At 59.8% G+C, this 12,575-nt stretch carries 9 protein-coding genes; all 9 read left to right on the forward strand.

From position 1 onward, the window contains the following. Nucleotides 1-3: 3 nt before the first annotated feature. Nucleotides 4-717: a 3'-5' exonuclease gene (locus tag PK28_RS16830; protein ID WP_048826496.1), complete on the forward strand. Its 714-nt coding sequence runs from the start codon at nt 4-6 to the stop codon at nt 715-717. Then, on the forward strand, nt 710-2,614 hold the full coding sequence (locus PK28_RS16835) for a DUF294 nucleotidyltransferase-like domain-containing protein (protein ID WP_044517639.1): 1,905 nt from the start codon (nt 710-712) through the stop codon (nt 2,612-2,614). The genes PK28_RS16830 and PK28_RS16835 overlap by 8 nt, the downstream gene beginning before the upstream one ends. Before the next feature lie 94 nt (nt 2,615-2,708). After that, nucleotides 2,709-3,806 carry a cellulase family glycosylhydrolase gene (locus PK28_RS16840; protein ID WP_044517642.1) on the forward strand — a complete coding sequence of 366 codons (1,098 nt, stop codon included), beginning with the start codon at nt 2,709-2,711 and terminating at the stop codon, nt 3,804-3,806. 1 nt (nt 3,807) lies between these two features. Continuing rightward, nucleotides 3,808-4,893 carry a glycoside hydrolase family 43 protein gene (locus tag PK28_RS16845; protein ID WP_044517645.1) on the forward strand — a complete coding sequence of 362 codons (1,086 nt, stop codon included), beginning with the start codon at nt 3,808-3,810 and terminating at the stop codon, nt 4,891-4,893. 69 nt (nt 4,894-4,962) lie between these two features. Next, entirely contained in the window at nt 4,963-6,573 is a 1,611-nt protein-coding gene (locus PK28_RS16850; RefSeq protein ID WP_231576255.1) for a family 43 glycosylhydrolase, read from the forward strand. A gap of 1,119 nt (nt 6,574-7,692) precedes the next feature. Then, nucleotides 7,693-8,991, forward strand: coding sequence for an MFS transporter (locus tag PK28_RS16860; protein ID WP_231576256.1), 1,299 nt, complete (start codon nt 7,693-7,695; stop codon nt 8,989-8,991). Nucleotides 8,992-9,281: 290 nt separating this feature from the next. Then, nucleotides 9,282-9,503: a hypothetical protein gene (locus PK28_RS16865; RefSeq protein ID WP_044517647.1), complete on the forward strand. Its 222-nt coding sequence runs from the start codon at nt 9,282-9,284 to the stop codon at nt 9,501-9,503. Nucleotides 9,504-9,776: 273 nt separating this feature from the next. Then, entirely contained in the window at nt 9,777-10,739 is a 963-nt protein-coding gene (locus PK28_RS16870) for a tyrosine-type recombinase/integrase (RefSeq protein ID WP_044517651.1), read from the forward strand. A gap of 763 nt (nt 10,740-11,502) precedes the next feature. Then, a complete protein-coding gene (locus PK28_RS16875) occupies nt 11,503-12,498 on the forward strand; it encodes a tyrosine-type recombinase/integrase (RefSeq protein WP_048826498.1) in 996 nt (331 codons plus the stop codon). Nucleotides 12,499-12,575 lie beyond the last annotated feature (77 nt).

Raw genomic sequence — 12,575 nt, forward strand, 5'->3', positions numbered from 1 at the left:
AGGATGATGGCGCCCGGGCACCTGCTTTTTCTGGACACGGAAACCACCGGGCTGCCCGCCCGCTGGGATCGGCCGTACGCGGAAAAGCAGGCCTGGCCGTATGTAGCCCAGCTGGGGTGGTTGATTTATACGCAGGAGGGCGAACTGGTCAAGACCACCAAGGCCTACCTGCAGATTCCGCCCGGCAGCATGCCGGCCTCCGCCACGGCCATTCATGGGCTGAGCTCCGAATTTATGCGGGTGCATGGCCGCGACCCCAAAGCCGTGCTGCGCCTGCTGCTGCAGGATTTAGCCAGGTATCAGCCCCGGGTGATTGGCCACTTCCTGCAGCTGGACTTTCACGTTTTGGGCGCAGCCTTTGCGCGGGCAGATCTGGGAAATCCTCTGCCGGATTTACCCCAGTTCTGCACGATGCAGCCCACCTGGCCTTCCCTGCAAGGCGAGCCCCAGCAGCGCCATCTGCGTCTGCATGAGCTACACGAGCTGCTCTTTAATGAGCCGATGGAGCGCCTGCATGATGCCTTTGTAGATGCTCAGGCCACCGCGCGCTGCTTTTTTGAACTGCGCCGCCGGGGGCTAATCTCCCCGGAGCTCATGGAGAACCAACCCCGGCTAACTACGCCTACCCAGCAAATCAAACCACACCCGTTCAGATGGCTGTTCCTGCTGGCGTCGGCTGGTAGCTTTCCGCTTGTAGCCTGGCTTGTATATGGATGACCGTCTTGCTTTTGTCCGCACCGTAACGCCCTTCAACCTGCTGCCCGATGAGGTGCTGCAGGGCGTGGTAAACCTGCTGCAGGAAGTACGCCATCCGCGTGAGGCCCTGCTCTACCAGCAGGACACCTCCAAGCTGCGCAGCCTGGATATTATTGCGGAGGGCGAGTACGAAACCTTCTTTTACGACAGCGGGCAGCACAAGCGCCTCCCGGAAACCTACGGTCCTGGCACCTGCTACGGGGGCATGTCCATTCTGCTCAACAAGAAACGCTCCCTGCGCACCGTGGTGGTGCACAAAGGCACCCGCGTACTGCAGCTGCCGCGCCGCGACTTCCGCGCCCTGTGCCAGGCCTACGAGCCTTTCTTTCATTATTTCACGGCCCGCTACGGGGAGCGGATGCAGGACGAGGAATACGCCCACTTCGTGAAGCCCGTTACTACCCCGGAGCAGAACTTCCTGGTGGCCGACCAGCTGTTTTCCCGACGCATCAACACCCTGGAGGTGCGCGAGCTGGTGACCTGCCCCGCCGACCTGCCCATTTATGAGGCCGCCCGCCGCATGGCCGCCGCCAAGGTTAGCTGCCTTTTCGTGACGGAAGCCGGAACTGACCAGATTATCGGCTACTGCACCGACATCACCCTGCGGGACAAAGTCATTGCCCGGCAGCTGGACGCCGCCCGCCCGCTGGGCGAGGTAGTGGCCACACCCATTGTATCTATTCCGCAGGATGCTTATGTGTATGAGGCTATTCTGCGCATGTTCCAGACCAAAACCCGCTATTTGCTGGTAGAGAAGAACGGAATGTACAGTGGGTTTCTGAGTCGCAATAAGCTGCTCAGTGACCTGGCGCAGTCGCCCTTCATGTTCATTCAGGCCGTGAAGCTGGCCCAGAGTACCAGGGAGCTGAAGCGGCGCTGGGAAATGGTGCCCGACATTGTCAGCCAGCTGCTCAGCCGGGGGGTGAAGGCGGAAATCGTGAACCAGGTGATATCCACCGTGGCCGACACCATTGCCCTGAAGGTGATTGAAAACGTGCTGGCCGAGCACGGGCCCGCCCCGGCCAGGTTTGTGTTTATGGTGCTGGGCAGTGAGGGCCGCCAGGAGCAAACCCTGCTCACCGACCAGGACAACGCCATTATCTACGAGGACAAGGCCAATGAGCAGCGGGAGCTGGTGCGCGCCTACTTCCTGCGGTTTGCCGCCGCCGTTTCCGACCAGCTCGACCACATTGGCCTGCACTACTGTACGGGCGGCTTCATGGCCAAAAACTCCAAGTGGACGCATTCCCTCTCGCACTGGAAGCGCAACTACCACACCTGGATGAGCGAGTCGAACGCGGAGACGGTCATGCAGTTTGCCACTTTCTTCGACTGCCGGTATCTGTATGGGGAAGCCTCCCTGATGGAGGAGCTGCAGGTATTTCTGCACCAGGAGCTAACCCAGCCCCTGGACCGATTCCTGTTCTTTATGGCCAGGAATGCTTTGCAGTATGAGCCGCCCCTGACCTTTTTCCGGAGCTTCCGGACTTTCGCCCAGGAAGGCCACCAGGTTTTCGACCTGAAGAAAACCATGTCGCCCATTGTCGACCTGGTGCGGGTGTATGCCCTGAAGCACCAGATTTTCAGCACCAACACCGGCGAGCGGCTTGCCCGGCTTCGGGAAAAGGGAGTGTTCAAGGAAAAGGAATATCAGGAGCTGCTGCAGGCCTATTACTACCTGATGGGAATGCGCCTGAAAAAACAGGCCCATCAGCTCAGCAGCGACCGCACGCCTCCAACCAACTACCTGGATCCTTCCACCTTAACGCAAGTGGAGCAGGTTACGCTCAAGGAAATCTTCAAGGTAATTGGTGACTTCCAGGTCAAAATCAAAGTCAATTTCACGAAGTCAATTTAAGTGGTTTACCGGTATCGGATTATCCTTACCTGATTGCGCCAGCGCCGAATGGCTCGCAGCTTTTCTCTGATTTTTCTCCCCTATGTCTGCCCGTATGAAACAACTGCTTCTCCTGTGTTGGCTGCTGCTGGCGGCGTTTGGGGCCTCGGCCCAGAAAACGAAAATCAAAACCAAGGGTGCTGTTGCGGAAGCTACCACCACAGACCGGCGCTGGACGCCAGAGAAAGCCCAAGCCTGGTACAAGGCCCATCCCTGGATTAGCGGGGCCAACTTTGCGCCCAGCTCGGCCATCAATCAGCTGGAAATGTGGCAGGCCGCCACATTTGACCCCACCACCATTGACCGGGAGCTGGGCTGGGCCGAGAGCATCGGCTTTAATACCATGCGGGTGTTTCTGCACAGCGTGGCCTGGCAGCAGGACCCCGCCGGCTTCAAGAAGCGCCTGAATGACTACCTGGCGCTTGCCGACAAGCACCACATCCAGACCATCCTGGTGTTTTTTGATGACTGCTGGAACAAGGAGCCCAAGCCCGGCCCGCAGCCCGCGCCCAAAACCGGCATTCACAACTCCGGCTGGATGCAGGATCCCGGTGACGTCATTTCCCGGGACTCTGTGTCTTTTGTTAAGCTGAAACCCTACGTGCAGGATGTGCTGCAGGCATTCAAAAACGACAAGCGCATTCTTTTCTGGGACCTGTACAACGAGCCGGGCAACTCTGGCAAGCGCACTGCCTCTTTGCCGCTGGTGCGCAACGTTTTTGCCTGGGCCCGGGAAGTAAACCCCGAGCAGCCCCTGAGCGTGGGGCTTTGGGCCTGGGACTTTGCCGAGCTGAACGCCCTGCAGCTGCGCCACTCCGACATTGTCACGTATCACGACTACGAAGACGAGGCCTGGCACCAGCGCGTAATTCAGCTGCTGAAAGCCAGCGGCCGCCCTGTTATCTGCACTGAGTACATGGCCCGGCCCCGCAACAGCCGCTTTGCGAATATTCTGCCCCTGCTAAAGCGGGAAAAAGTGGGCGCTATCAACTGGGGGCTGGTGGAAGGCAAAACCAACACCAAGTATGCCTGGGACACGCCCCTGGCCGATGGCAGTGAGCCAATAGAGTGGTTTCACGAAGTCTTCCGCCAGGATGGGCAGCCCTACCGCCGGGATGAAACCGACCTGATCAAGAAGCTCAACGGCAAGTAGGATGGCTGCGCATCTAGCTGGCGTATGCGCGGCGTGGCGCCGGCGACTACCGGTGGCCGGGCTGGTCCTGTGCCTTTTTATTGCCGCTCCGGGCCTGGCGCAAGCGCCTGCCCCTACGTTTGTCAACCCGCTGCTGCCCTCCGGGGCCGACCCGTGGAGCATTTACCACGAAGGCTACTACTACTATACCCACACCACCGGCCACAATATCACCCTCTGGAAAACCCGCTCCCTGAGTCAGCTTTCCCAGGCGGCGGGCCAGGTGGTGTGGACGCCGCCCGCCGAAGGGCCTAACGCGCACGGCATCTGGGCCCCGGAGCTGCACCGCATCCAGGGCAAATGGTATCTGTATTACTCCGCCGATGCGGGCAGCAACCGGACTCACCGGCTCTGGGTGCTGGAGAATTCTTCTCCCGACCCGCTGCAGGGCACCTGGGTCAGTAAAGGGCAGCTCTCCGATGGCAGCAATACATGGGCTATTGATGGGTCCGTGTTCGAGCACCGAAACAGGCTGTACCTGGTCTGGTCGGGGTGGGAGGGCGACGTGAACGGGCGGCAAAGCATTTACCTGGCCCGGCTGAAAAACCCCTGGCAGGTGAAGGGCCGGCGCCGGCTCATCTCCACTCCCCAGTATGCCTGGGAAAAGGACGGCGACCTGCACGACCCGGAGAACCCGCCCCACGTGGATGTAAACGAAGGCCCACAGCTGTTGCAGCACGGCGGCAAGCTGTTCCTGGTTTACTCCGCCAGCGGCTGCTGGACCGACTCCTACGCCCTGGGCATGCTCACGGCCCGGGCCGGCCGCAATCTGCGCCGGCCGCGGTCCTGGGTTAAGTCCAGGGAGCCGGTGTTCCGGCAAAACGCCACCGCGGGCGTGTTTGCTCCGGGGCACAACTCGTTTTTTAAGTCGCCGGACGGCACCCAGGACTGGATTCTGTACCACGCCAACAGCCAGCCCGGGCAGGGCTGCGGCAGCCAGCGCAGCCCCCGCATGCAGCCCTTTTCCTGGAATCCGGATGGCTCGCCCAACTTTGGTTCTCCGCAGCCGGCCGGCCGGGCCCTGCCCCGGCCCTCGGGCGAGCACTAACCCGGCCTGAGTATGGGTCGGCACCCCCGGGCAATACCCTGTTATCCACTCCTCTGAATACCCCCCGCTATGCCCCGTTTTCTGGCCCATCAACTCTATACCGCCCAGGCTTTGGTAGTAGGCCTGGGGCTGCTGGCAGCCTGTCAGCGCCCCTTATCCACCACAAGCCCGGACACCAGGCCCGGGAAATCCGGTAATACGCCCCCGGTTTCCCTGCCTAACCCGGTGCTGGCCGGCGACTATCCGGACCCCTCCGTTACCAAGGTGGGCAATACCTACTGGGCCACGGCCACCTCCTCCAACTGGGGGCCGGCGTTTCCGCTGCTGAAATCCGGCAACCTGACCAGCTGGGCGCTGGTGGGCCACGTGTTTCCGGATGGCCCGCCCGCCTGGGCCGACTATTACTTCTGGGCCCCGGAAATCAGCCAGGAAAATGGCAGGACCTACGTGTACTACACGGCCCACCAGCGCGGGGGCAATCTGGCCGTGGGCGTGGCCAGCGCCCCCAACCCCGCCGGCCCCTACACCGACCATGGCCCCCTGGTGGGGCAGCCCCACGGCTCCATTGACGGCTTTCCCATGCGCGACGAAAGCGGCCGGCTGTACCTGATCTGGAAGGAGGACGGCAACAGCGTGCAGGAGCCCACGCCCATTTGGGCGCAGCGGATGAATGAAGAGCGCACGGCCCTGGTAGGGGAGAAAGTGGAGCTGTTCCGCAACGATGCCAGCACCTGGGAGGGGAACCTGGTGGAAGGCGTTTCTCTGGTGCGCCACAACGGTTACTTCTATGCGTTCTATGCGGCCAATGGCTGCTGCGGCAGCGGCTGCACCTACGCCACCGGCGTGGCCCGCGCAGAAAACCTGCTGGGCCCCTGGGAGAAATACTCCCGGAATCCGGTACTGATGAACAATGATACCTGGAAGTGCCCGGGCCACGGCACTGTAGTGGAGGACAAAGGGCGCTGGTACCTGCTGCACCACGCCTACAATACCGACGGGCAGCAGTTTGTGGGGCGCCAGGGCGTGCTCAGTGAGTTTGTGTGGACCGAAAGCGGCTGGCCCTCTTTCAAGGGGGGGAGCACGCCGGTAGCCAGTACTGCAGCCGGGCCGCGGTCTTTTAATGATGAGTTTACCGGCCCGGCATTGCGAAGCTCCTGGCAGTGGCCAATCGAGCAGCGCCCGTCTTATCGGCTGCAGGGTGGCCGGCTATATCTTACGGCCCGCCCCGACCATAGCGGAGCCGCCCTAGGGCAGACTACTACCTCCCCGAATTATACGGCTGTCACCACCCTATTGAATTACACCGCTCTTCCGGCCGGCACCCGAGCGGGAGTGGCCGCGCACGGCGACCAGGACAACGCGCTGGCCCTCCTGGCCGATTCCCAAAAGCTGGCTCTTACCCGTATTGAAAAAGGAGAAACCAGGATTTTAGAGGAGGCCGTCCTTCCGGCCGATAAGTCGGTGCAACTATGGCTGCGGGTACGGGAAGGCCGGCGCTTTTCCTTTCTCTGGAGCGTAGATGAGGGGAAAACCATGCATCCGCTCCCCGCGGACGGAACTTCGGTAGATGGCAGCTTCCTGCCACCCTGGGACCGGGGAATTCGGGCCGGCCTGCTGGTACAAGGGCCCAGCTCCACAAAAGCGGTGTTCGATTTCTTCTCCCTTAGCAACCAGCTCTGATAAAAAGCGGATTCGCTTTCTAAACTTGACTGGGATGGGTTCTGGTCAGCACCACTTTGTTCTTAGCGGGCTGCAAGGCAGCAAAGAGGGCTTGCCTTTTGGTATTTGTAGCGCCGTTTCTACCGAATATGCTTTGCCATTGTTCAGATAGATGAATAACTGTCGGTACTTCTGGTCCTCCCGATACAAGCTGTTCAGCGCCTGTTTCAATTGTGGGTTAAGTCAGGCTTGAGCAAAAGAGGAAACGGCTAACAACAGCATCCCGAATTAGAGTAGGCATTTCATATGAATAAAAGGAAGCAATGGTAATCCCAACCGCCTGTGGGCTACCTGTCCTGGTATAGCTACTGGCTTTAAGCTAGGCACTGGTGCTCTAAAGAATTCTTGCGAAACCGGCCCAGCAATGGGGCGCATTTACAAAGTGTTGGGGTTATGACGAAGGTGGCAACAGCGCGTAGCTTACTCCCTTCGTTGGGGCAAATTCCAAATGATATTCCTCTTTCAATTCAAAGGCATGAGGGTCGTTAACATTCACACGCGAAACATCTCTCAATCCGCGCTTCGGAGAGGCGGACTCTTGAGGACCCTGTCTTCTGAAAATGACTTGATGCTGGCCACCGATAAGTGGTCCCCCATGCTGCTGGACAAGGAATTGGCAGTCGGGTCATAAGGGGGACACGGCCCCATAAGGTATCTTGTGGAAGACTATAAGCCAGATACCTATATTCAAGATTTACCATCCCCCAAGGGTTTGAAGGGCTTCATCGGTTTGATATCACGGCCGTAGCTCCGGAGGAGAGCAAACTAAAACACCATTGAGATGACAACCCCTTCAGTTCCTACGTCAAGCTGACCAAGGATTTCGACACCGGCCAGTCCGAACCCGTAGGCTCGCCCCTAAAGCCGCGATTCGCGCAGCCGGAAACCGGCCTGGCTACCGGTATTCTATGCTTTCCCCATCCCTTTGGCCGTTATAACTACCAGCCTGGTCGTTTGTCAGGCTGGCTTTTGTCCTTAACCCAGCAGCTATCTACAAGGGAGATACCTGCTAGGGAGAAAAGGGGCCTTAACATCCCTGCCCCGATATTTGCTTTCCTTAGCCATTCTGTAGCCCAGCCCGTGCAGCTCTCCCTGACCGACCAAAGTCCACCCCGCGTTGTGCTTTCCCGCGCGTCCCTGATCGTGGCCGCCTGCTCGACCATCATTGAATGGTATGACTTCACGCTTTGCCTGTATTTCGCCACCGTTCTCTCGCGGGTGTTTTTCGGCCCCGGAGAAGCGTCGCTGCTCCTCGCCCTGGGTGGGTTTGCCGTCTCCTATCTCATGCGCCCCTTGGGTGCGATGGTCTTCGGGCACATCGGCGACCGGTACGGCAGGCTGCGGATGATGCTGTTATCTATGGCCCTGATGACGGGGGCCATGCTGGCCACGGCCCTGCTGCCCACCCACGCGCAAATCGGGCCGTGGGCCGGGTGGCTGCTCCTCTTGCTGCGCTGCCTGATGGCCTTCTCCGTGGGGGGCGAGTACACGGGGGTAGTCGCCTACCTGCTGGAAGGGGCCCGACCCGGCCGCCGCGGCCTGATTACCTCCCTGGCGGCGGCGGCCAGTGAAGTAGGGGCCTTGCTGGCGGTGGGCGTGTGCGCCGTGCTCGTGTACCGGCTGCCGGCCGGCAGCGTGGATACCTGGGGCTGGCGCCTGCCTTTTCTGCTGGGCGCGGTCCTGGCCGGCGGCGTCTGGCTGGCCCGTTCCACCATGCAGGAGTCGCCGGACTTCGAGCGGCAACTAGCCGCGGGCACCGTGCCCGAGGAGCCGCTGCGCTACACGCTGCGCCACCACCGCGCCGCCATCTTCCGCACGTTCTCCATCTCGGCGCTGGGTTCTATTACCTACTACGTGGGCATTACCTATGTGCCTACATTCCTGGCCACTACCGGGCAGCGCGGGGAGGGTGAAGCGCTGGGGCTGTCGACCCTGGCGGCCCTGGTCGTCATTCTGGTCACGCCCCTGGTGGGGATGCTCTCCGACCGGGTGGGCCGAAAACCGGTGCTGGCGGTGCTGGCCGGAGCCAGCGCCCTGCTGCCCATCACTATGTTTTCGCTCATGCACGGCGGCAGCTCCCAGCAGGCAGTCCTTGGAGCCGCCCTGCTGGCGGCCGTGGCGGGGGGCATCAGCGCCGTTGGGGCTGCCGCCACCGCCGAGCAGTTTCCTGGTGAAGGCCGGCTGAGCGGGCTGGCCCTGGGAGCGACAGCGGCCACGGCCATCTTTGGGGGCTTGACGCCCTTCGTCGCGGAGCTGCTCATCGCCCGCACGGGCTGGCCCCTGGTGCCGGGCGCCATGATTGCCCTGGTCGCGCTGCTGGTGCTGCCCGTCCTGCTGACCATGCCCGAAACTGCTTTCCCTTCCAAACCCCAGAAATAACCTAGCCCCGCTCTTCCTCCTTTGGGAAGGGCCTGATTGTCGGGCCTCCGGCTTAAGGGGAAGCTATAATACCCGGGGCCAGGTAGCCTGACCTGCCCCGGCTGTGCTGATAAAAAAGCCCCGGGCAGGGTGCTGCCACCGAACGCCCGCCGCTCAAAAGGCCCCTGTATGCTTTTGATCGAACCTTTAGCCGGCGCCCGGTTTATAGTCCCGATTCTCCGGGGGCGGCTCCTATCGCCCCATTGCATCGGAAAGTCAGGTATCTCCTCTTAACCCACCGGTCCAAACTGATGAAACTTACTCTTGTTCTCACGGCCGCGCTGGCGGCGCTGGCCCTGCCCTCGACGGCTCAATCCACCACCCCCGCCGCGCCCGACCAGATTTCCACTAAGAAAGGACCACTCACGGTGCAGCCCATCACGCACGGCAGCGTGGTGTTGCCCCGCGGGCTGGCGGCCGGGATATACGTGGTACGGGCTTGGAACTCGGCCCTGCACTTGGCCATGGAGTAGTAGCAGCCCGCTAAACGATGGTAGGTACTGGTTAGCGAATTCAGCGGGTATGCAAGATACCTGCGCGATCTAAATATACCCTATCGGGTGTTAAAAGCTGAGCTGGTCTAGGAATGATGGACAGCAGAAGGAAGATACGTCATTCTGCTGTCCATCATTCCTAGACCACCTCACTATCGGATAAGGTCCGATAAGCTTCTCTTATCGGACCTTATTATTATATTTGATTTCGAGCCCAAAAATCCCCGGTTTACTCCTTTATATATAGGTTACATGGAAAACTCCGCCGAGCTCTCGATTCCCGGTAACACCTCGTCGGCGCTCGCCCACCTGGCCGAGCACACTTCCCGCTACGTGGAGGCCGGCCTGAGCGGGGCGGCGAATACGGCCAAAGCCTACGCCGGGGATTTAAAGCGGTTCGGCATTTGGTGCGCCGAGCACGGGCTCGAGCCGCTGCCGTGTTCGGTGGACACGCTCGCGGGATTTGTGACGCACCTGGCTGAAACTGGTAAAAAAGTGTCGACCATTCAGCGGCACTGCGCGGCCGTGACCAAAGCGCACGCGTTGCGCGGGATTGACTCGCCCACGGACGACAAGAAATTTAAGGTACTCATGGAAGGCATTGCCCGGGTTAAGGGTGTACGTCAGAAACAGGCCCCGGCGTTTACGCTGGCCAACTTCAAGCGGACCGTGAAAAGCATCGATGCCAAAACCCTGGCGGGGCTGCGCGACCGGGTGGTTCTGCTGCTGGGGTTTACCGGAGCCTTTCGCCGCTCGGAGCTGGCGGCGTTGAATATTGAAGACTTGTCGTTTTCGGAGGAAGGCTTGATTGTCAACCTGGCCAAGAGCAAGACGAACCAGTACAGTGCGGCCGAGGAAAAAGCTGTCTTCTACTCGCCGGATTTCAAACTGTGTCCTATTCGTACGCTGGAGGCCTGGGTGAAGAGGCTGGACCGTACCACCGGGCCGGTGTTTGTGTCTTTCCGCAAGGGCGAGCGACTAACCGAAAGGAGGCTAACGGATAAGCACTTGAACTTGATTGTGCAGCGCTATCTGGGACCAAAGTATTCAGCTCACTCACTCAGAGCATCATTCGTAACTGTGGCTAAGCTAGCTGGGGCTGACGACTCCGAGGTGATGAACCAGACGAAACACAAGACCAGCGAGATGATTCGGCGCTACACTCGCCTCGATAACGTGCGTCAACACAATGCTGCCCAGAAACTAGGGCTCTAGCCTCTAATAAACGGTCGTTTTTTGTAGGGCTGTACATGATAGCTATACCGTCCGTAGATGCAGGTTTTTTGCGTCATTTTTGTACACCGTTTATTGGAGGGCGATTTTCAGCATGCGAGTAGCCATCTACGTCCTGGTATCAACCCGCGACAAAGGCCAGGACCCAGAGAACCAAGGACACCAGCTTCGCGCCTTTGCCGACAGATGATACGTTGGGACCCCGTGAAGAGACGCCAGGGGTAAAACGCCGAGCGGCAGCATTCTTCACTCGGCTATCCAGCGCCTAACCACTTCAAAACTCTCCTTCAAACAACGTCCCAACTCTGTCCGCCTAAACTAGACCACCTCATAGGTCCTCGCGTTTTACTATAGGGCATCATCATCCATCCAGAAATCGTCCGGATTGCTTGCTCCACGAAGCGCTGCGTACTAGTAAGTTTCAAGTTAAGGACGAACGTCATTAACATGAAATTTCAGCATTTCTGTGTGATGCGAACCATTTTTTTTGCGTGCCTTATAGAGCATAGCCCTGCCATCTTTAAAGAGCGCCTTGTGTCTGAAGCAGGAAACGGCCCTTATTACATTCTGGATAGATAGTGATTAGGAAGTCTTATCACTACCTACAACTTTAAGTAGTTTAGGTACGATAATCATTCATTATCATCCCTAATCTTTTCGTACTTTTACCCGGCCGATTTATAACAATCGGCTGCGCACGGGAGTCTGTGAGCACGACGTCGGACGGTCCTTCACGCCTGCACCCATGAACGAACAAAAGGGAAAGAAAGAGCAAGTGGCCGTCGTGCCCGCCTCGTCGCTGGCCGAGATGGGCGAAGCGCTGGCCGCGCACGTCGGCCGTTACTTTGTCGAGGGACTGCACGGCGCGGATAACACGCGCTTGGCGTACTCGGCCGACCTGAAAAGCTTCGAGGCGTACTGCGAAGCCAACGGCCTGACGCCGTACCCGGCCGACGGAGCGACCCTGGCGGCCTACATTGCCCACCTGGCCGACCTGCCCCGTAAGCTGGCGACCATCCGCCGGCACCTGTCCGCCATCCAAAAGAAGCACGAGTTGCACGGCCATCCGTCGGCTGTGGGCTCCAAGCCGGTAGAAACCGTGCTACGCGGCATTGGCCGCGTTGTGGGCAAAAGACAGAAGCAGGCGCCGGCCTTCACCGTCGAGGCCCTGAAGCAGGCCATCCGCGGGTTGGACCTGAGCACGCCCGTGGGCCTGCGGGACCGGGCCATCCTGCTGCTCGGCTTCGCGGGGGCCTTCCGGCGCTCCGAGCTGGTGGCCCTCAACATCGAGGCGCTGGAATACAAAAACGGCGCGCTGGTACTGCACCTGGATAAAAGCAAAACCAACCAGCAGGGCGAAACCGAAGACAAAGCGGTATTCTACGCTCCGACTCCGCTGTTCTGCCCAATTCGGGCCTACGAGGAATGGCTGGCGGTGCTGGGCCGCACGTCCGGGCCGTTGTTCGTGTCCATGGTGCGCGGCAAGCCGGGGCAGCCGGGCCGGCCGGGCACCCGCCGCCTGACTGATGGCCGGCTCAATAGCGTGGTCAAGACGCACCTGGGCGACCAGTACTCGGCCCACTCGCTGCGGGCTTCCTTTATTACTGTTGCGGTGCTCAACGGCCAGTCCAATAACTTCATCAAGAACCAGACGAAGCAGAAGACCGACGAAATGATTAGCCGCTATACTCGCCTGACGGACGTGATTGCCTACAATGCGGCGCAATCACTAGGCCTCTAATCACGCTGCTGTCAGCGTTTATTTTTGAGCGCACCCTTCCCTGCCATTATGGACGAGCTACGCATGCTAGAATACAA

This window comes from Hymenobacter sp. DG25B, from assembly GCF_000801315.1.
Classification (GTDB): Bacteria; Bacteroidota; Bacteroidia; order Cytophagales; family Hymenobacteraceae; genus Hymenobacter.